Source organism: Chryseobacterium capnotolerans, from assembly GCF_021278965.1.
GTDB classification, from domain to species: domain Bacteria; phylum Bacteroidota; class Bacteroidia; order Flavobacteriales; family Weeksellaceae; genus Chryseobacterium; species Chryseobacterium capnotolerans.
In genome coordinates, this window is record NZ_CP065589.1 from 676,631 (window position 1) to 697,705 (window position 21,075).

Sequence of the window (21,075 nt, forward strand, 5' to 3'; positions counted from 1 at the left end):
AGTATAATACATGGCTTAAGAAGGCCTTCAGTTCCGTTCAGAATGAACGGAACTGAAGGATATCATGATAACATTAAAATGCCGTTGAGACAGTCAGATTTTCCCATTTTTCAGCATCTTTCTTTAAAATATCAATTTTATTATTTAGAAATTCTATTGTTCCTATTCCTAATAATAAATGAACAGGAGGGTTTTTCTCTTTGCTGATCTGGATCAGAACATCCGCTGCTTTCACAGGATCATTAGGCTGATTACCGTTGATTTCATTAAGGTGAGCCTGCTCAGAATTCCTTGCCGCTTCATAGGCCTGAATAGGATTTGATGGAGTTCTCACAGAATCTTTGTCTAAGAAATCTGTACGGAAATATCCTGGATAAACAACGGTAGCATGAATACCAAAATCTTTTACTTCTTCAGCCAGTGCTTCTGTAAATCCGGCAACAGCAAATTTTGTGGAACAGTAAATACCCCAACCCGGAAAATTGGCAGAATATCCACCTACAGAAGAAATATTGAAGATGTTTCCTGACCTTTGCTCACGAAGATAGGGCATGGCATTTCTGATCACATTTAAGGTGCCAAAAACATTCACAGCATAATTTTTTCTTGCTTCTTCATCAGTAAGTTCCTCCAGCGTTCCAATTTGTCCGTAGCCGGCATTGTTAACAACCACATCAATTCGGCCGAAATGTTCCACAGTTTTAGAAATTGCGGATTTTATATCCTCATTATCTGTGATGTTGACGCTGAGCGGAAGGAAATTTTCTGAAGTTTCTCCAATGGTAGAAATGAGAGATTCAACGGTACGGCTGGTGGCAGCAACCTGAAATCCTTCGGATAATAATTTTTTATCAACTCGAATCCTAAGCCTTTTGAAGCTCCTGTCACGAACCATACTTTTTTTGTTTCCATTTTTAAATATTTTTTTGTTTAAATGATGGTACAAAGATGAAAACTTATAGGAGGTAAAATGTATCCAAATCGGGGGATGATGTATCCAAACCGTGAATGGTGATTTTATTCGTGAAAATTTCAATGAATTTTCAGAATATTTCTGTATTTCAAAGGAGTGGTTCCTATATTTTTTTGAAACAACGGATGAAATGACTTTGATCTGCAAAACCACATTCCAGAGCAATATCCGTTAATGAAGATGGCGAATGGAGGAGTTCCATTGCTTTATTAATCTTTAATTTCCGGAGATATTCTCCCAGATTGCAATGGAAATATTTATGAAAATCTCTGCTTAAATGAATAGGATGGATATTCAACGTTTTAGAAAGTTCAGTCAGATTTAGAGTTTCAGTAACGTTTTCATGTAATAGTTCATTAATCTGGCCTACCCACAAAGGTTTTGTTTCTTTGATTTCCTTCTCATAAGTTAATTGACTAAAAAGATGTACTAATAATTGATCGATAGCCATTTCAAGAGATGAATCATTGATTTTTGTTTCTTTAAAAATCAGATGTACCAATAATTTGAAGGCTGGATTTCTTATATTGAAACTGCCTTCAACTTTGTTTTTCTGAATATCAAAACGGTCAAACCAATTTTGACTGATTTCTATATGGAAGCCTCTGGTAAAAACATCCGGTTTAATATTATAGTGCGGATCTTCCCAATGATGATACAACAATGTTCCTGATGAGCATCCGTATGTTTCTTTTTTGTTTCCTTCCGTCATATTGCCCTGAAGGAGAAAGGTAAAATAAGCATTTTCGTGATAATGCCAGTCCACATAAGGATGAGTATATTCCGTATCAGTGATCGTCAATCCTTCTAAATTGATCCTCTGATTAGTTTCCCCAAAGTATTCGCCGTTACAAAGACTCTTCATGATAGATTTTGTTTTAATCGGTCAATCTGTTCATACATTTTATTAAAGAACTTTTTTCTGTCGCGATTTCCTGAAGTGTTCAGTGATTTTGAATTTTTAATCTGATGTTCAAAATAATTCAAGGTTTCCTGGCAGGTCTTAGCATCATTTATTAAAATATATCCAAACATATTCGTAGGTAAAGCAAAAAGCGACTGCTGTGGATGATGGAAAAAAATGTCATTGGAAAGATGCATCAATTCATTTTCGTATAAGTGGAACTTTGGATTGTTTTCTGTCTTTTGCTCGATGTATTCTATCAACTCTCTTAATTCCTGTAAAATAATTTGTGCTTCGTTTATTTTCAGCAGATCGGTTTCGTAATAAAATAAAACTTGTTGTAAAATACTGGAAACAGTCATGTCATTCCATAATTCAGCAACATTCTGTTCTTCATATATTCTTCTTAATTTTTGAGTGTCAGCTTCAAATAGTGGTGGAGAAAACTGTAGAAAAGGGATGAAGACCTGTTTGGCATTTAGTAAATTCATCCAGACATAAATCTTAAAACGAGAAAGTAAAGTATCCGAAAGGGTATAGAAAAACGGAATATCCTTTGCCGAATAATAAATGGTCATTTTATCCGAAATGGGTAAGTTTTCAAAAACACTCAGGTTATTCTGGAAGAAAGATTGGAGATCCTCTGTTGTAGTAACAGCAGAAGTTTTTTTAACCAAAATCTGATGATCTGAAGAGAGAAATTGATCTAACGAAATCTGATAATATTTTGCCAATTCCAGGGCTTCTTCAAAACTGAATTTTGCTTTAAGCGAAGTTCTTCGATGGGCAGCATCATAACTTATATTGAGAATATTGGCAATTTCATCGTTCAACGATTTGTCACCAATTCTTCTACGAATTTCCTTGAGTAAAGATTCCTGGTGCATGAATTTGTGATTTTCACAAATGTACTGTTTTTTTTAATTTTTTTTCACATTTAATACGACGCTCTCTGCTGATAATTTTGAACCATAATTTTAAAATCATGAGCTATGAAAGCACAATTTTTTTTAATACCAATAATAGTAAGCTTGAATTCATGTGTGAGTTTCAGTAGAAAAATGATTGAGAATGATCTTTTGATGCTGAATAAAGAAAATGTTCAGATGATTGATGGACAATATGAATACAAAGGCTATGAACATATTGTAAATAACAATACAAAATCTGATAAAACAGGAAGTGTTGGGGAAATGTTGGCTATGAAAAATGGAGAAGTGAAGGATTTTGATAAACTCATTATAAAATCAGTACCGTTAGCAAAAAATAAAACATATGAAGTACAGTTCATTTTTTTTAAGAACAGTACTATTGGATATACTTTTAAATATAAAGCTAAGTTGAAGAATGGTTTGTTTTTACTGGATAACTTCACTTCTCATTGTGATGAAATTCCTTATTTGTTTGGTGGCTGCCGTAATTTTCAGTCAAGAATAGGATTAACACAAGATCATAACCTATTGATTCAGGATTATTATGATAACAGCGGAGCTTTTTTACTCTTTTTCTGGTCAGGATACACTATCAATTATGCAGAAAAATATAAAAGAATTAATTAAAAATAATAGTCATGAAAAATATACCTTATTTATTGATCTTATCCCGTTTTATTACAGCATTTGTGATTCTGTATCTGGGATATTTTGTAGGAGAATCAGCTCGTCAACATATTCTGATCCTCATGTATTTCGGATTGTTTACCGATATTTTTGATGGGATTATTGCCCGTAAAACTGGTATTTCCTCAGAGAAATTACGTCGGTTAGACAGCCAGACTGATCTTGTTTTCTGGCTTTCATTAGGAGTTGTTTCTTATTTTCTCAATCCGGATCTGATTATCAATGAATGGAAAAGTATTCTGCTGATCTTCATCATGGAAGCATTGTGTTATATCGTAAGCATCTGGAAGTTTCGAAAAGAAACCTGTACTCATGCTTTTTTAGCTAAAATGTGGGGTTTGAGTCTTTTATTGGCTTTTACTTATCTGATAGGTTTTCAGAAAACAGGTTGGACCTTTGATTTAGCAGTGATCTTAGGATTAATTTCTCATATAGATGTTATCCTCATTATTCTGTTTCTTCCCCAATGGCAATATGATGTTCCAAGCTGCTACCATGCCCTGAAAATCAGGAAGGGAAAGCAAAGAAAAAAGACCATTTTCTTCAACTGAAGCATTAAATAATTGATAAATGATTTTTTAAAGACGGCGCAATCATCAAGTTGCGCCGTTTTTTTGTAACTTTGCAACCATTAATTTTTATACAAAAATTTATTATCAACAAATGAAAAAGCAAACGATCAAAGAAATCCTAAAGGATTACAAGAAAGTATTACATCATGACATTACAGTTTACGGATGGGTAAGATCATTCCGTGCTAATCGCTTTATTGCACTTAATGATGGTTCTACGATTAATAATTTGCAGATAGTTGTTGATTTCGAAAATTTTGATGAAGAACTTATCAAGAATATTAGCACAGCTTCTTCTCTTAAAGTGGTAGGTGAAGTAGTGGAAAGCCAGGGAGCAGGACAATCTGTAGAAATTGTTGCTAAAAAGATTATTATTTTAGGAGATAACTTTACAGAAGAGCTTCAAAGCACCATTCTTCAGCCAAAAAAGCACAGCTTAGAGAAACTTCGTGAGCAGGCACACTTAAGATTCAGAACCAACTTATTTGGAGCTGTTTTCAGAGTACGTCATGCAGTAAGTTTTGCAGTTCATTCATTCTTCAACCAAAACCAGTTCTTCTATATCAATACTCCCGTTATTACAGGAGCTGATGCTGAAGGAGCAGGAGAAATGTTCGGAGTTACCAACTTCGATCTGAATAATATGCCAAGAACTGAAGAGGGAGAAATTGATTTCGCTCAGGATTTCTTTGGTAGAAAAACCAACCTTACCGTTTCAGGACAGCTTGAAGGAGAAACTGCAGCCATGGGATTAGGAAGAATCTATACCTTCGGACCTACTTTCCGTGCAGAGAATTCAAATACAACAAGACACCTTGCAGAATTCTGGATGATTGAGCCGGAAGTTGCCTTCAACAACCTTGAAGACAATATCGACTTAGCTGAAGATTTCTTAAAATATGTAATCCAGTATGTATTGGATCACTGTAAAGATGATCTTGTGTTCTTAGACAACCGTTTTGCTGAAGAACAAAAGACAAAACCGGAAAAAGAAAGAGCAAAAGAGGGTCTTATTGAGAAACTTGAAAATGTAATTGCTAAACGTTTTAAGCGTGTAAGCTATACAGAAGCTATCGAGATTTTAATGAACTCAAAAGAGAACAAAAAAGGAAAATTTGCTTACCCTGTTGAAAATTGGGGCACAGATCTTCAGTCTGAGCATGAAAGATTCTTGGTGGAAAAACATTTTGAATGCCCGGTTGTATTGTTCGATTATCCGAAAGAAATCAAAGCTTTCTATATGAAGCTGAACGAAGACAACAAAACAGTGGCTGCAATGGATGTTCTTTTCCCAGGTATCGGTGAAATCATCGGTGGATCTGAAAGAGAAGCAAGATTAGACGTTTTAAAACAGAAAATGGCAGATATGCATGTAGATGAACATGAACTTTGGTGGTATTTAGACACCAGAAAATTCGGTTCTGTACCCCATGCAGGTTTCGGTTTAGGATTAGAAAGACTAGTTCTTTTTGTAACGGGAATGACGAACATCAGAGACGTAATTCCTTTCCCAAGAACGCCGAAAAGCGCTGAATTCTAGAATCAAAAAAAAAGCCTTAAACAATTGTTTAAGGCTTTTTTTATTTTTCAATAGTTTATTATATAAAAAGTATAAAGCAAAAATCATGCTAAATGTATTTTTTATCAAATAAATTTATTAAATTCGTAGAATATGTTATGTTAAAACGCCAATATTAATATGCTTAAACAACATTTACAACTCAAATTAGGACAGAAGCTGGCTCCTCAGCAGATCCAGCTTATGAAGCTTATTCAGCTTCATACTCTTGAATTTGAAGAGGAGTTGGAGAGAGAGTTAGAAGAAAACCCTGCTTTGGAAATTGTAAAAGAGGATTCTAAGGAAGATGATTATTCTTCCCTGGAAGATGCTTATCAGGATGAGGGTACGGAAAGCATTGAAACAGATTTCGACGTTAATGAATATCTTTATGACGACGAACCAAGCTATAAAACTGCGTCCAGCAACTATTCTCCGGATGATGAAGAATTTGATAATGAAAGTCTTTTAACAGAAGGACAGTCTTTATATGATTATCTGACGGAACAGATTCACCTGATTAATATCAATGAAGAAGATCTGAAAATTGCAGAATACCTGATTGGTAACCTTGATACTGACGGATATCTGAGAAGAGAGATCAAATCTATCGTAGATGATCTCGCTTTCTCACAAGGAATTTATACGACCAAGGAAAGAGTAGAGGATATCCTTGAAAATTATGTTCAGAAGCTGGATCCACCTGGAGTGGGGGCCAGAGGTCTTCAGGAATGTTTATTACTACAGATTGAAAAGAAAGTAAGCGCTGATAAAGCGGTTTCTTTAGCCGCCAATATCCTGAGATATCAGTTTGATGCTTTAACCAATAAGCATTATAATAAGATTATTCAAAAGTATGATATTGAGGAGGAAGATCTGAAAGATGCGTTGGAGGAAATTTCAAAGCTATCACCAAAAGTGGGTGGAAACTTCGATACTCAAACGATTACCATCAACCAGGAGATTATTCCGGATTTTGTCATTCAGGTGAAGGATGGGCAGGTGATTCCTATGCTTAATAGCAAGAATGCTCCTACATTAAGAGTTTCTGAAGAATATAAAGACATTCTTACAACCTATTCACATGATAAAAACTCTTCTGAGCATAAGCAGGCTGCTTTGTTTATCAAGCAGAAATTAGATGCAGCCAAATGGTATATTGATGCCATTAATCAGCGCCAGAATACTTTATTGCAGACAATTACCGCTATTGTGAAATTTCAGAAAGACTATTTTATCACAGGTGACGAAAAATCTCTGAAGCCGATGATCTTAAAAGACGTGGCAGATATTACAGGATTTGATATTTCTACCATTTCAAGAGTGGTAAAAAGTAAATATGCAGATACACCAAATGGTATTGTTTACCTTAAAGATCTGTTCTCAGACAGTTTAACCAATGATGACGGGGAAGAGGTTTCTACTAAAGAGATCAAAACCCACCTTCAGGAAGTTATCAGCAAAGAGAATAAGAGAAAGCCATTGACGGATGACGCTTTGGTAGTGATTTTAAAAGAGCAAGGATATAATATTGCCAGAAGGACGATTGCTAAATATCGTGAACAGCTCAATATTCCTGTTGCCAGATTGAGAAAAGAACTTTAATAATAAAAAAAGCATTTCAAATTGAAATGCTTTTTTTTATTGAATTTAATCCAGTTCACATCTCATTGTGCAACAGTTAAAAGAATAATGTTTTCCTTCATTATTAAGATTTAATTCATAACAGGCATCTGGGCTCACCAGACAGAAACATCTTTCACCTCCTGTGATATTCTTCAGCTCATTTCTTTTTAATTTTTTCATAGTTGTTTAGATTTGATATTAATTTTAGATTGAATGATCTTTTATGATTTTATTTGAATTAACTTTTCAGGCTCTCCAATCCCAGTTCCTTCATAGATACCTCACGCATTTCTACCTTTCTTATTTTTCCGGAAATAGTCATTGGGAATTCATCCACAAACTTCCAGTATTTCGGAACTTTATAATGAGCAATTTTTCCTTTACAATATTCTAATAGTTCTTCTTCTGTAATGGTAAAGCCTTTTCGTACTTTCACCCAGGCCATCACTTCTTCTCCAAATTTTTCACTGGGTACTCCGATGATCTGTACATCTAGAATATGAGTATAAGTATATAAGAAGTCTTCGATTTCTTTAGGGGAAATATTTTCTCCACCACGGATGATCAGGTCTTTAATTCTTCCTGAAATGGTAATATATCCATCTTTATCCATTACAGCCATATCTCCGGTGTGCATCCATCGGGCGTCGTCCAGTACTTTTTTTGTATTTTCAGGATCGTTCCAGTACTTCAGCATGACAGAGTAGCCTCTTGTACAAAGTTCACCGTGTTCACCACGTTTCAAAATTTTTCCACTTTCGTCTATGATTTTTATTTCAAGATGATCCTGAACTGTTCCTACTGTACTGACCTGTTTTTCCAGTGGAGTTCCAATTAAAGTCTGTGTTGACACTGGAGAAGTTTCTGTCATTCCATAACAAATACTCATTTCTTTAATATTCATCAGGTTTTCCACTTTCTTCATAATTTCCGGTGGACATACAGAGCCAGCCATAACACCTGTCCTTAGGCTTGAAAAATCATAAGTATCAAAATCCTTTACGGCAAGTTCAGCAATAAACATGGTAGGAACCCCATAAAGAGAGGTACATTTTTCATCCGAAACAGCCTTTAGCGTAATCTCAGGATCAAAACTATCATTAGGAATTACCATGCAGGCTCCGTGCGTTGTACAGCATATATTTCCGATCACCATTCCAAAGCAATGATAAAAAGGAACGGGAATGCATACACGGTCTTTTTCTGTATATTTTAAGCGGATACCAATAAAATATCCGTTATTTAAAATGTTATGGTGAGAAAGGGTAACTCCTTTTGGAAATCCAGTAGTTCCTGAAGTATACTGAATATTGACAGGATCATCAAACTGTACATGTTCTTCGAAACTATGAAGAACCTCATCGGAAATATCCTGCCCATTATTGACGAAGATTTCCCAGTTGTCATCAAAGAAAATTTCGTGCTCCAAAGTGGGGCAGACTTCCTTGGCATATTCAACCATTTCTCTATAGTTACTCGTTTTAAAGCTTAAGGAAGAAAAAATAAACCTTACTTCTGACTGATTGAGTACATAGGTAAGTTCATGGGTTCTGTAAGCCGGATTGATATTGACTAAAATGGTTCCGATTCTGGCTGTGGCATATTGAAGAAGTACCCATTCATAACGGTTGGAAGCCCATATTCCTATTCTATCACCAGTTTTTGCACCTAAAAATATCAGCGCTTTGGCAATAGCGGTTGTTTGATTGTAAAATTCTTGATAAGTAGCTCGGTAACCCTGATGAACACAGACAAGAGCTTCTTGGTTAGGAAATTTTTCGACAGTACTTTTAAGATTTCCTCCAATAGTCTGTCCTAATAATGGAACCTCAGATGTTCCATAAACATATGATAAAGGCATAGTAAAAAGATTTGGTGAAATAAAATTAACAATAATATCTTGAACTATAGCCTATGAATGCTAATTTTCCTGAGAATCTATTTCTTTAAGCTGTTCCAGATTTTTATCAAGTTTTTTGATGATACTTCCATATACCAATCTGTAATATACCCAGATCATAGAAATGGCCAACAAAGTACTGATGGTAATCGCAACAATAATAACCGTAAGATTAGAGCCGGAAGGCTGTATGTTTTGAGAATTTAAAGTGTAGAATATAAAGGCGATCAATACAAAGGTAAATGCAAGCAGTAATACAATACTAATCAGGATAAAGGCATTGACTGTTTTTTTGAAGCCGATGATTCTCGTAATAAGACCTTTTAGATTTTCCTCGATCTTTATTTTACGGTAATTTTGATAGAATTTTAATACAAAATAAGCTGTAATTAATACACTTAGAATTTTAATAGCCAGATAAAAATGGCCAAAGTTATTTTCTACCTCAGGAGCTTCCTGAGTACCCAGCTTATCCAGTATTTTACGGAAGCTGTCAGATTCATCATCCTGAAAGAAATAGAATAAGCCTAATACGGAAAAGAACAGGAATTCAAAAACGCTGATCCAGAAAATATATTTTACATAATTACGTGATTTTCTATTCAACATCTGAAGAATCTCACTGTTGTCATATTTTGGCTGTACAGGTTGTTCCTGCCATGTTTTTTTTAAACTATCTAAATCAAATTCAGGCATATTTTTCCATCTGTTCTTTAAGGGTTTTCTTTAATCTGTTCATTTTCACGCGTGCATTGACTTCAGTGATTCCGAGGTTTTCTGCGATGTCCTTGTAAGGCAGATCGTCAAGATACATCATGACAATGGCTCTTTCTATATTAGGAAGAGTCTTGATTACAGTATACAAAAGTGATACCTGTTGCTGTTTTTCATCATCATCTTCCACAAAATCCCTGTGGTTGACGTCCAGCTCATTCGTAGGAAGGCTTTTGCTTTTTTTTCTAAAGAGGGTAATGGCTGTGTTAAGCGCTACACGGTACATCCATGTTGAAATCTTGGAGTTTCCTTTGAAAGAATCATAACTTCTCCAGAGCTGTAGGACAATTTCCTGGAAAAGATCCTCTTCATCTTCCAGCGAATTGGTATATAAGCGCGATACCTTAATAATCAGGCCCTGATTATCTTTGATGAGCTGCGCAAATTCTTTTTCTCTGGAATCCATAGATGTATAATGCCACGAAGATAATAATAATGTGGTAATTGCGGAAGAATAATTATGGTGAAATCAAAGATAATTCTGATTATGTCAGGAAGTCTGAAGCTGGAGACTGGCAGTTATTATAGAGACTTATTTTAACAATAACCTTACAATCTGAACAGACAGCCCTGAAAAAAATAATATAAAATGTCTGTTACTGCTGACTTCGTAGCTCAATGATTCCCTGCCTCTCACTTCCTGCTTCGAACCTCTTTATACTTTTACCGCAAAATTTATGTATCTTTGCACCCGCGAGAAAATCGGCTTGTTGATTTCCCGTTTACGGGAGGTAGGAAAGTCCGGACACCATAGAGCAGCAAAGCGGATAACATCCGTCACCCGTGAGGGTAGGACAAGTGCAACAGAAAGCAAGTACAGTTCGGCTGTAGTGAAACCAGGTAAACTCTTTGCGGTGCAATGGTAAGTATATCGGTTCTTTTCAGTAATGGAAATAGGGGCGGCTCGTCCTGAAAACCGAGGGGTAATCAGCTCAAGTGTTGCAGCAATGTAAGACGTAGATAAATAACAGGCGCTTCTTCGGAAGTACAGAATCCGGCTTATAGATTTTCTCGTGATTTTTTGGAAAATATAGATAGTCTTTATTTAAATAAAAAACCTCAGATAAGTACATCTGAGGTTTTGTTTTTATTCACTTTCCAATTGCTTTTTTGCTTCCTGTAATTCCAATTTATCTTTTTCCGAAAGCTGAGGATATTTAAGATTCATTTTTTCCAACGTGTCTATAATAATCTGGATTGCTGCCATTCTTGCAAACCATTTATTATCTGCAGGAAGTACATACCATGGGGCATGATCCTTTGATGTTTCGTTGATCGCTGTTTCATAAGCTTCCATATACTGATCAAATAAAGCTCTTTCCGGAAGGTCTCCAGCAGAAAACTTCCAGTTTTTTTCCTGTTCGTTGATCCTGTCCAGAAGTCTTTTCTTTTGCTCGTCCTTAGAAACATGCAGGAAAATTTTGATAATGGTTGTTCCGTTCTGAGCAAGATGTTTCTCAAAGTTTCTGATACTTTCATAGCGGTTTTCCCAGAATTTATTGTCAAAATCTTTTACAGAAGACCATGTTTTCTCACTTAAATTATATTCAGGGTGAACTTTACAGACCAAAACACTTTCGTAATGAGAGCGGTTGAAAATTCCGATCATTCCTTTTTGAGGTAAGGCCAGATAATGCCTCCAGAGAAAATCGTGGGAATATTCCTTTGAACTTGGTGTTTTAAAGCTGGTTACATTACAGCCTTGAGGGTTTACTCCTCCAAATACATGTTCTATCATGCTGTCTTTCCCTGCGGCATCCATAGCCTGGAGTACAACCAGAAGAGATTGGCTTCCATCGGCGTATAGTTTTTCCTGCAGTTCACGGAGTTTTTCTTTTTCCTGAATTAATAATTGAGTCCCTTCTTCTTTGGTAAGTTTTCCCTTATAAGAAGTAGATGCTTTTTCTATTGAGAATTTTCCATTTACCTTAAAGTCGTCTGAGAAATTGGTGTCCATATATTTTTTTATTTAAAGATAAAAGATAAAAGATAAAAGATAAAAGATAAAAGATAAAAGATAAAAGATAAAAGATAAAAGATAAAAGATAAAAGATAAAAGATAAAAGATAAAAGATAAAAGATAAAAGATAAAAGATAAAAGATCTTGTCGTTAAACAACTATTGCGTTTGTGTATATCCACTCGAATATCAGCATCAATAGGGGCGGGCTTTAGCCCGGCCGATCAAATAGATTTAAAATATTCCATTGGTTTTAGCCAAAACCTAAAGAGATGCGTCATATGGTGATGAAATAAAGTTGATATTGTCTAATATCTGTTACTATAAATATAACAAAAAACCGCCTCAAGAGAGACGGTTTCATTATTTTTAAGTAGAAAATTATTTTGCAGCAGCTTTCTTAGCAATTTTTGCAGCTTTTTTCTCAGCTTTAGCAGCTTCTTTCTGCTCAGCAGGAGTTAATACTTTTGGTTCAGGAGCATTAGCATCTACGTTTCCTTTGATATAGATTACGCTTCTGCTGTTAGCAGGGTCATTAGAGAAAACCTCAATCATTTTGTTGAACCCTCCCGTAAGAGCAGTGTTGTATCCAACTTTGATCTTAGCAGATTTTCCTGGCATGATCGGATCCTGGCTGAACTCAGGAGTAGTACATCCACAAGATGGTTTTACGTTTGAAATGATCAAAGGCTTATCACCAGTGTTAGTTACTGTAAAGAATCTTGTACCATCAGAACTAGGCTTAATGTTACCATAGTCGAAAGTAGTTTTATCAAACGTAATAGTTTGTGCAGATGCAAGAGCAAATGTTCCGAATAATGCAATTCCTGCGATTAATTTCTTCATATTCTTGAATGTTAATATGTTTGTTAGATAAATTTTGTGAAACAAAGTTAAAAATTATTTTAATTCATGCTTAAAAATTTTTTTCTTTAGACTATTTTTGCAAATTGCAAGCCAAAGAAATAGAATTTATGCAGATTTCAGAAAAGTACAATCCACAGGAAACAGAACAAAATGGTACAATTACTGGTTGGAAAACAAATACTTCCACTCAGAGCCTAATGAGAAACCACCATATACCGTGGTCATTCCGCCGCCAAACGTGACGGGGATCTTACACATGGGACATATGTTGAACAATACCATCCAAGATGTTCTGGTCCGTCGTGCAAGAATGCGCGGGTTTAATGCTTGTTGGATTCCGGGAACAGATCACGCTTCTATTGCTACCGAAGCTAAAGTTGTTGCTAAGTTGAAGTCTGAAGGAATCAGCAAGTCTGATATTACCCGTGAGCAATTCCTTGAACATGCCTGGGAATGGACTGATAAATACGGTGGAACAATCCTTGAGCAGCTTAAAAAGTTAGGATGTTCATGTGACTGGGACAGAACCCACTTCACTTTAGAGGATAAACTTTCACAACAGGTTATCAAAAGTTTTGTAGATCTATATAACAAAGGTTTGATCTATAGAGGATACAGAATGGTAAACTGGGACCCGGAAGCGAAAACCAATATCTCAGATGAAGAGGTAATCTTTAAAGAGCAGAACGGAAAATTATATTTCCTTAAATATAAAATTGAAGGTTCAGAAGAATTCCTTTCTGTAGCCACTACACGTCCTGAAACTATTTTCGGGGATACTGCCGTATGTATCAATCCGAATGATGAGAGATACGCTCACCTAAAAGGTAAAAATGTAATTGTACCTATCGTTGACAGAGTAATTCCTATTATTGAGGATGAATATGTTGACATCGAGTTTGGAACAGGAGCATTGAAAATTACCCCTGCACACGATACCAATGACTATGAAATCGGGCAGAAGCATCAGTTGAAAATGATTGATGCATTGGATGATGATGGAAATCTTAACGAGCATGGTCTTCACTATGCAGGACAAAACAGATTTGATGTAAGAAAGCAGATCGCAAAAGAATTAGAAGAAAAAGGTCTTTTACTAAAAGCAGAAGATTACGTAAATAAAGTAGGGACATCCGAAAGAACAGGAGCAGTGATTGAACCTAAAGTTTCAGTACAATGGTTCCTTAAAATGTCTGAAATTGCTAAGCCGGCATTGGATGTAGTAATGGATGACGAAGTAAAATTCTATCCGGATAAGTTTAAAAATACTTACAAATACTGGATGGAAAACATCCGTGACTGGAATATTTCCCGTCAGCTTTGGTGGGGGCAGCAAATTCCGGCGTACTATTACGGTGCAGGAGATGAAGATTTTGTAGTTGCTGAAACCAAAGAAGAAGCTTTAGAATTAGCAAAACAAAAAACAGGAAATCAGGAATTAACAATAGAAGGTCTTAGACAAGATGATGATGCGCTAGATACCTGGTTCTCTTCATGGTTGTGGCCAATGTCTGTATTTGATGGATTACTTGATCCGGAAAATAAAGATATCAACTATTATTATCCAACTTCTGACTTGGTTACCGGGCCGGATATTATCTTCTTCTGGGTAGCCAGAATGATTATGGCTGGATTGGAATACAGAAAAGAAGTTCCGTTTAAGAATGTTTACTTTACAGGAATCGTAAGAGACAAGCAGAGAAGAAAGATGTCAAAATCTTTAGGAAACTCTCCGGATCCGCTTGAATTAATGGATAAATATGGTGCTGATGGAGTTCGGGTAGGTATTCTACTAAGCTCTGCAGCAGGAAATGACCTTCTTTTTGATGAAGATTTAATGCTTCAGGGTAGAAACTTCATGACAAAGATCTGGAATGCTTTCCGTTTGATTAACATGTGGAATCATGAAGATAAACCAGCAATTGCTACAGATAACCAGGCTATCGAATGGTTTGAAAATAAATTAAATAAAACGATTGCTGAAATCAACGATCAGTTTGAGAAATTTAGAATTTCTGATGCCCTGCATTTGATCTATAAATTAATTTGGGATGATTTTTGTGGTTGGTACCTGGAAGCCATCAAACCAAATTATGGAGAAGGTATTTCTAAAGAAGTGTATAATAAAACAATATATTTCTTTGAAGAACTGATGAAATTACTTCATCCGTTCATGCCTTTCTTGACAGAAGAATTATGGCAGATGATTTCAGAGAGAAATATTGAAGACGCTTTAGTTGTTGCTCAGCAAAAAGAAGCGGCTGCGTTTGATGAAACGATCATTAAAAACTTTGAAACAGCAGCAGAATTGATCTCTGGAGTTAGAAATTACCGACAGACCAAAGGAATTTCTCCAAGAGAAGCAGCTGAAATATATACCAATGCTGCTGAATTTGCTAATGAAGCCGTAGTAAGAAAACTGGCCAATGTTTCTGAAATCCACTTTGGGCAGAAAACAGATAAACCAAGCTTTACATTCCTTGTAGGAGCAACTGAGGTTTCTATTCCTTTAAGTGAAAACTTAGATTTAGGGGAAGAAAAAGCTAAAACTGAAGAAGAATTAAAGTATCTGAAAGGATTCTTAATTTCAGTAGATAAAAAGCTTTCCAACGAGAAGTTTGTAGCAAACGCAAAACCTGAAATTGTAGAGGTTGAACGTAAGAAACAAAAAGATGCTCTTGATAAGATTGCGATCTTGGAAGAGAAGCTGAAAAGTTTGTAAATAACACCAATAAACCAAAGTGGTTGTTGGAATGTCAGGCTGAGCGGAGTCGAAGCCTTTTTTGGAATAAAAATGAAACAATATTTCGTGTATATTTTAAGATGTTCCGACAACTCCTATTATACAGGGGTTACCAATGATATTGAAGTGAGATTAGCTCAACATCAATCAGGTAAGTTTCCTGAAAGTTATACTTATAAAAGAAGACCGGTTGAACTAGTCTTCTTTTATGTATTTAATGACATTATTCAAGCAATAGCGTTTGAAAAACAAGTGAAAGGTTGGAGTAGAAAGAAAAAAGAAGCTATAATTAATGATAATTGGGATCAATTAAAAGAGTTGTCTGTTTGCCACAACAAAAGTCACTCTGATAATTTTGAGAGCAAAAATCAAAAAGGCTTCGACTCCGCTCAGCCTGACACTGAGAATAAGTAATACAATAAAATGACACATATAGAAAACATAAAAAAGCTATTTTCGAAGGACTTTGTAGAAAGCCCGTTATTAGAAAGCTTTGAAGTAGGGAAAATCTATCTTTCCAGTGGAAAGCTGGTCGCTTGTGATCCTTTAATCACCAATGATATGCTGCCTTTTTCTACAGAATTTCCAAAAGGAGAATTTTCTGTAATGCTGCATAAAGAGAGAGATAGTAATTGTGTAGCCTATGCAGAAATTATTTTTAATACTTCAGAAATTGCAGACTGGAAGCTGGCTACTACTGAGGGGCAGCATATAAAAGAACTGGCAGAAGGAGAAGTGTTTGGATATCCCGTAGAAAGCGGAATGGGCTGTTTCATGGATGTGGATACTCAAAAAAGTCTTAATGAACTGGAACAAAGGCTTTATCATAACAAAGGCGGAGATTTTATGGGAATATACGAAGAGTTTTTCCATGAGTATTTCTTTGATGAAAACGGAGCAATAGATCAATATGCATTTTTAAAGCCTTCAGAATCTCACCCGGGAACTATATTTGCTTTTGAGACCGGATATGGGGAAGGTTTTTATGCAAGCTATATTGCTTATGATAGAAATCAATCACCAGTGAAAATTATTACAGAATTTATTGAAATAAGTTAGGGAAAATTAATTATTTTTGGCACGGAATTTAGTCTGTTATAATCTTTAAACTAATATCAAAACACAATGAATTTCTCATCAGAACAACCAAAAATTATCGTTGTAGGAAGCTCTTCAATAGATCTTGTTTTGGAAACCGATAAACTTCCTTCGCCTAACGAAACTGTTCTGGCAGTCAACTCAGAAAGTTATTTTGGGGGAAAGGAGCCAATCAGGCAGTAGGAACAGCAAGATTGGGAGCCAGTGTTTATTTTATAGGTTGTGTTGGAATGGATCCTCTGGGACAGCAAATCATGAGAAACCTGGTGGGCGAAAGTGTGAATGTAGGTTTTGTACATGAAACAGATAAAGAGTCAACAGGAACAGCTTATGTAACAACATCCCAGGGAAATGCTGCTATTGTAGTAGTACCTGCAGCCAACAAATATCTTAATAAATCTCATATTGATGAGGCTGATCGCTATTTTCATACTTCAGACCTTGTTCTGGTACAGCTTGAGGTTTCAATGGATGTAGTGGAATATACGGTGAGAAAAGCTAAAAAATATGGCAAGAAAGTAGGGCTGTATGCTTCTCCAGCGATGAGAGTGAATGATGAAATTCTGGAAATGGTAGACTTTATTGTAGCTAAAAGTAATGAATTATTCATTATTTTTGGAGAAGAAAAGAGAGAAGAGGTTCTTAAAAAATACTTTAACAAAGTGTTTGTAAGAGATGATACGAATTCTACTATTTACTTTGATGGTACAGAAATGAAGTACTATAGAAAGAATAAAGAGAAGACAGTTTATAAGATGGGGATGGGAGATGCATTTACTTCAGGATTTGCGATCGCACTTTGCCATGGGAACTCTGTAGAAGAATGTGTAAAATTTGGAAATGAGGTTTCATCGCGTGTTTCCGGAGGCAAAGGTTCACAGACCGGCTTGCCAAGAATATCAGATTTCCTTTCTTAAAGCTATTTACGGCATATCGAAAGTTTAAAACTAAACATAATAATATATTGAAAATGTCCACTTTTATAGTGGATTTTTTTCTTTTATCTATGGAAAAACTAATACTTACCACAGAAGATCAAGCATCTTTGGCTGTTCATCTTTTTCAATCTGAAAAAAATAATGGAAAACTATTGCTCATCAACTCAGCAACGGGGGTAAAGCAGCAGGTTTATTTTTCTTTTGCCCAATATTTTTCAGAGCAGGGATTTACTGTGATTACTTATGATTACAGAGGAATAGGATTGTCTAAACCGGAAAATATGAAAGGGTTCCATGGATCTATGAGAATTTGGGGTTCAAAGGATTATAAAACACTTACAACATACATTAAAAATAAGTTTCCCAAGCATAGAAAGTTCTGTTTGGGACATTCGGTAGGAGCTTTGATTTTAGGAATGAATGAAGATTCTGAAATGTTTGAAGAATTTGTGTTTGTAGGAACTCAGAATGCATTTGTGGGAAATCTCAGGCTGAAGACAAAGATTGAAGCCTATCTGGGATTCGGAATTGTGCAGCCGTTAACGACTTCATTGTTAGGGTATTTTCCTGCAAATTGGTTTGGACTTGGAGAAAGTCTTCCAAAAAATTGTGCATATGATTGGAGAACCTTAATTTTAAACAAAAAATCAACCAACAGACTGTTGGAGAAGATTGATGATTATTCTAAAAATTTAACACAGAAAGTATTTGTTATTCGTGCTGAGGATGATGTCTGGCTGACAGAAAAAGGAGTTCTGAGTCTTTTAAACAATACTTATCCTAATCTTAAACCGACTTACAGGCTGGTGAAAACCGCAGAGTCCGAGAAAAAAGAAATCGGGCATGTTAATTTTTTTAGAAGCTATAATCACAAGCTCTGGAATATTATTTTAAATGAACTGATAGATTAATGAAAAGTACGATTAACAATACCGTAGAATTTGTAAAGGAAAAATTAGAAGGAGCTGAAGCCGGACATGACTGGTTCCATATTGAAAGAGTATGGAAGCTTGCTAAAAAAATAGCAGAAACAGAAGAAACCTGCGATCCGAATGTAGTAGAATTATCTGCATTATTGCATGATATTGCAGATCCTAAATTTCATAATGGAGACGAAACTATAGCTCCAAGAATATCCAGAGAATTTTTAGAAAATCAAAATGTTCCTGATGAAACCATTGAAAAGGTTTTATTTGTGATTGAAAATATTTCATTTAAAAACAGAAGCCAGGCCCCTGCTAATCCACCACTTGAATTGAAAATTGTACAGGATGCCGACCGTATTGATGCTATTGGAGCAATTGGAATAGCAAGGACATTTAATTTTGGCGGTTTTAAAAATAATTTGATGTATGACCCCAATGTTCAGCCTGATTTGAATATGTCTAAAGAGCAATATAAAAAATCTAACGGGACAACAATCAATCATTTTTATGAAAAACTATTGCTGCTGAAGGATCTGATGAATACCGAACATGGGAAAAAGATGGCCCAGGAAAGACACGATTATATGCTGAATTTCCTTGATCAGTTCTATAAAGAGTGGAATGTAGATTAACATTCTCTCAAAAATTCTGAAATCAGTATCTTTGCAGTATGGTATTTCTCATTCTTGTTATCTTTTGGGCGTGTATATTTTCCCTGATTTTATATAAAGTAAAGTCGGGAAGAATGGCAAAATGGGCAAGACTGTTCCGTATTGTAACAGTAGTTTCTTCCATTTCAATTTTTACGTATTGGTTTATAAAGAAAAGTGCGGTGGCATTTGTTGATAATTCTGTAGGCCTACAGGTCATTAATAAACTTCCACAGGCTTTGGATTTTTATCTTATCAATGTCAATAAAGTTGATAATATCACGAAGCTTGAGCCTAAGCATATCGGGAAAGTACGTCCTGAATATTACAGGATAGAATATCTGAAAATGGATAAGTCTGATGAGTATTGGATTGTAGGGTATCTTGGAAAAAAGAATCTGGTATATTTCTCACAACATTCTGTTCCTAATAAGAATATCGATCAGATTGTAGAAGTGCAGAATTATATCAATCAAAGCATGAAATTGTCTGATGCTGCTAAGAAGCAGGTTGATGCCTATAATTATGAAAATACAAAGCTGGGAATCTGGATTACATTAGATTTTCTGCTTTTATTTCTCAATCTGGTATTGCTTCTGAAGAAAAATAAATAAGAGCCCAATTATATAAATTCTCACAGATTTTGCTGATCTGGCAGATGATTGTATGATATCAATCTGCTATATTTGCGAAATCTGCGAGAGTTTTTTTATTAAGGATAATCAAGAAGGTACATAATCTGTTCTTTAAACTCTTCAGGACAGCCTTTTATTAACTTATCTTTATTTTGTTTACTGATCTGGCAAGGTTCCAGCCATTCTGTTTTGTTGGAGTTCAGACTATGGTTGTCATACACTCTTTTTATCGTGTGATCCTCATAGAAGGTATATTCATCTCCAAGCCAATTGCTCGAGATGCTGATTTTGCAAATTTCTTTTTCATGACATTTATTTTTTAAGTATGTCCTATTAATGAACAACAGAACATACTCTAATTTATAAATTTTTACGTTATGAAAAGTGATTTATTGCAATACAGCAGTAAATTAAAATTATTCCATTTAAAATTTTAACTAAAATAAGGTTCCAGTACTTTCAGTGGCCATTTTGGGAATATGAAGGTCAGTTTTCCACTCTTCATTCATTTTTTTGATGAAGTAAGCAGAAAGGAGAGGGGAAGCTTTTTCAATGTTCTGGTGAACGAAGAAATAGAGATTCTGAAGACCTTCTTTTTTCCATTGGGTAAGATGTTTTAACCAATCATCCAGTCTTTCATAATCACTCTCTGCATTGGCTCCTACATATCGTATAAACGCATTGGGAGTAGTAAGGCGCATGTGAAGCATATCTCTTCTTCCGGCAGTATCTACAATGATATTGGTGATATTGTAAGCTTCAAACAGCTCACAGGTTGTATTCAGGATTTCTTCATTGGTAAACCATTCCGTATTTCTAAGCTCTATAGCAAGAGGAACTTCTTTAGGCCATTCTTTTACAAATTTTTCCAATCTGTCGTAATCTTTTGGCTTAAAGTTATCATGAAGCTGAAGGAAAGCCATTCCCATTTTTTCATCAAAATTGATAACAGCAGAAGCAAAATGAGTAACAGGATCTATAACGTCTATGAGCCTTCTGAAATGAGAAACGGTATTGGTGATCTTAGGGAAGAATTTAAAGTTTTCGGGAGTTTTTTCCTTCCATGTTTTTACCTGATCCGGGGTAGGCATTCCGTAAAAGGTTGCATTGAGTTCGATGGAATTAAATTGGGTGGCATAATAGGTCAACTCATCTTTGGTTCCTTTAGGATAAAATCCTTTAAGATCTGTTTTGTTCCATTTGGCACATCCGATCGAAATATTTTCCAGTCCTTTTTTATTAAGGCTCAAAATTTCCTTGGTTCTGGAATGATCTTTGGGAAGGGTGAAGTCTATTTTTGAAGGGTCTTCTACTTGTCCGAATTTCATATTAA

General features: G+C 35.4%; 20 protein-coding genes, 1 other RNA gene and 2 pseudogenes. 12 read left to right on the forward strand and 11 right to left on the reverse strand.

Annotated elements, in window-relative coordinates:
• Window positions 1-73: 73 nt before the first annotated feature.
• The 3 genes from H5J24_RS03140 to H5J24_RS03150 form a co-directional block, all read right to left on the reverse strand.
• Window positions 74-895, reverse strand: coding sequence for an SDR family NAD(P)-dependent oxidoreductase (locus H5J24_RS03140; protein WP_346729951.1), 822 nt, complete (start codon window positions 893-895; stop codon window positions 74-76).
• A gap of 181 nt (window positions 896-1,076) precedes the next feature.
• A complete protein-coding gene (locus tag H5J24_RS03145; protein WP_232816018.1) occupies window positions 1,077-1,838 on the reverse strand; it encodes a helix-turn-helix domain-containing protein in 762 nt (253 codons plus the stop codon).
• Window positions 1,835-2,764, reverse strand: a complete 930-nt coding sequence (locus H5J24_RS03150; RefSeq protein ID WP_068944427.1) for a helix-turn-helix domain-containing protein — start codon at window positions 2,762-2,764, stop codon at window positions 1,835-1,837. The genes H5J24_RS03145 and H5J24_RS03150 overlap by 4 nt, the downstream gene beginning before the upstream one ends.
• A gap of 174 nt (window positions 2,765-2,938) precedes the next feature.
• Here H5J24_RS03150 and H5J24_RS03155 point away from each other — a divergent pair, with 174 nt between their 5' ends.
• From H5J24_RS03155 to rpoN, 4 genes are all read left to right on the forward strand, one after another.
• Window positions 2,939-3,436 (forward strand): hypothetical protein, encoded by a 498-nt coding sequence (locus H5J24_RS03155; RefSeq protein WP_068945188.1) that lies wholly within the window; start codon window positions 2,939-2,941, stop codon window positions 3,434-3,436.
• Between the two features lie 11 nt (window positions 3,437-3,447).
• Window positions 3,448-4,047: a CDP-alcohol phosphatidyltransferase family protein gene (locus H5J24_RS03160; protein WP_068944426.1), complete on the forward strand. Its 600-nt coding sequence runs from the start codon at window positions 3,448-3,450 to the stop codon at window positions 4,045-4,047.
• Between the two features lie 112 nt (window positions 4,048-4,159).
• Window positions 4,160-5,608, forward strand: coding sequence for an asparagine--tRNA ligase (asnS, locus tag H5J24_RS03165; protein WP_068944425.1), 1,449 nt, complete (start codon window positions 4,160-4,162; stop codon window positions 5,606-5,608).
• 159 nt (window positions 5,609-5,767) lie between these two features.
• Window positions 5,768-7,231, forward strand: coding sequence for an RNA polymerase factor sigma-54 (gene rpoN, locus H5J24_RS03170; RefSeq protein WP_068944424.1), 1,464 nt, complete (start codon window positions 5,768-5,770; stop codon window positions 7,229-7,231).
• 45 nt (window positions 7,232-7,276) lie between these two features.
• On the opposite strand, the gene H5J24_RS03175 is transcribed toward rpoN, so the two are convergent.
• From H5J24_RS03175 to H5J24_RS03190, 4 genes are read right to left on the reverse strand one after another with little or no spacing between them, the layout of a single operon-like run.
• Window positions 7,277-7,432 carry a hypothetical protein gene (locus H5J24_RS03175; RefSeq protein WP_167387029.1) on the reverse strand — a complete coding sequence of 52 codons (156 nt, stop codon included), beginning with the start codon at window positions 7,430-7,432 and terminating at the stop codon, window positions 7,277-7,279.
• 58 nt (window positions 7,433-7,490) lie between these two features.
• A complete protein-coding gene (locus H5J24_RS03180) occupies window positions 7,491-9,113 on the reverse strand; it encodes an AMP-binding protein (protein WP_068944423.1) in 1,623 nt (540 codons plus the stop codon).
• A 60-nt stretch (window positions 9,114-9,173) separates the two neighbouring features.
• Entirely contained in the window at window positions 9,174-9,848 is a 675-nt protein-coding gene (locus H5J24_RS03185) for a beta-carotene 15,15'-monooxygenase (protein WP_068944422.1), read from the reverse strand.
• Window positions 9,841-10,332, reverse strand: a complete 492-nt coding sequence (locus H5J24_RS03190) for an RNA polymerase sigma factor (protein WP_068944421.1) — start codon at window positions 10,330-10,332, stop codon at window positions 9,841-9,843. Before H5J24_RS03190 ends, H5J24_RS03185 begins: the two co-directional genes overlap by 8 nt.
• A gap of 288 nt (window positions 10,333-10,620) precedes the next feature.
• On the opposite strand from H5J24_RS03190, the gene rnpB reads away from it, so the two are divergent.
• An RNA gene (gene rnpB / locus H5J24_RS03195) (RNase P RNA component class A) lies at window positions 10,621-10,944 on the forward strand.
• A gap of 69 nt (window positions 10,945-11,013) precedes the next feature.
• Here the strand turns inward: rnpB and H5J24_RS03200 are convergent.
• Window positions 11,014-11,883 carry a polyphosphate kinase 2 family protein gene (locus H5J24_RS03200; protein ID WP_068944420.1) on the reverse strand — a complete coding sequence of 290 codons (870 nt, stop codon included), beginning with the start codon at window positions 11,881-11,883 and terminating at the stop codon, window positions 11,014-11,016.
• A gap of 383 nt (window positions 11,884-12,266) precedes the next feature.
• Window positions 12,267-12,731 carry a DUF1573 domain-containing protein gene (locus tag H5J24_RS03205; protein WP_066700282.1) on the reverse strand — a complete coding sequence of 155 codons (465 nt, stop codon included), beginning with the start codon at window positions 12,729-12,731 and terminating at the stop codon, window positions 12,267-12,269.
• Window positions 12,732-12,859: 128 nt separating this feature from the next.
• Here H5J24_RS03205 and H5J24_RS03210 point away from each other — a divergent pair.
• From H5J24_RS03210 to H5J24_RS03240, 7 genes and pseudogenes are all read left to right on the forward strand, one after another.
• Window positions 12,860-15,474 (forward strand): annotated as a pseudogene (locus H5J24_RS03210) (valine--tRNA ligase).
• A gap of 72 nt (window positions 15,475-15,546) precedes the next feature.
• Window positions 15,547-15,909, forward strand: a complete 363-nt coding sequence (locus H5J24_RS03215) for a GIY-YIG nuclease family protein (RefSeq protein ID WP_068944418.1) — start codon at window positions 15,547-15,549, stop codon at window positions 15,907-15,909.
• Window positions 15,910-15,918: 9 nt separating this feature from the next.
• Complete coding sequence (locus H5J24_RS03220) at window positions 15,919-16,554, forward strand: DUF4241 domain-containing protein (protein WP_068944417.1); 636 nt, start codon at window positions 15,919-15,921, stop codon at window positions 16,552-16,554.
• Window positions 16,555-16,620: 66 nt separating this feature from the next.
• Window positions 16,621-17,510: pseudogene (locus tag H5J24_RS03225) on the forward strand (ribokinase).
• An 89-nt stretch (window positions 17,511-17,599) separates the two neighbouring features.
• Window positions 17,600-18,442 carry an alpha/beta hydrolase family protein gene (locus H5J24_RS03230; protein WP_068944415.1) on the forward strand — a complete coding sequence of 281 codons (843 nt, stop codon included), beginning with the start codon at window positions 17,600-17,602 and terminating at the stop codon, window positions 18,440-18,442.
• Window positions 18,442-19,089, forward strand: a complete 648-nt coding sequence (locus tag H5J24_RS03235; protein ID WP_068944414.1) for an HD domain-containing protein — start codon at window positions 18,442-18,444, stop codon at window positions 19,087-19,089. Before H5J24_RS03230 ends, H5J24_RS03235 begins: the two co-directional genes overlap by 1 nt.
• A gap of 113 nt (window positions 19,090-19,202) precedes the next feature.
• On the forward strand, window positions 19,203-19,721 hold the full coding sequence (locus H5J24_RS03240) for a hypothetical protein (RefSeq protein ID WP_068945187.1): 519 nt from the start codon (window positions 19,203-19,205) through the stop codon (window positions 19,719-19,721).
• Between the two features lie 98 nt (window positions 19,722-19,819).
• Here H5J24_RS03240 and H5J24_RS03245 read toward each other — a convergent pair whose 3' ends face one another.
• Both H5J24_RS03245 and H5J24_RS03250 read right to left on the reverse strand, forming a co-directional pair.
• Complete coding sequence (locus H5J24_RS03245) at window positions 19,820-19,963, reverse strand: hypothetical protein (protein ID WP_232816019.1); 144 nt, start codon at window positions 19,961-19,963, stop codon at window positions 19,820-19,822.
• A gap of 216 nt (window positions 19,964-20,179) precedes the next feature.
• Window positions 20,180-21,070 carry a DUF72 domain-containing protein gene (locus H5J24_RS03250; protein WP_068944412.1) on the reverse strand — a complete coding sequence of 297 codons (891 nt, stop codon included), beginning with the start codon at window positions 21,068-21,070 and terminating at the stop codon, window positions 20,180-20,182.
• Between the last annotated feature and the right edge of the window lie 5 nt (window positions 21,071-21,075).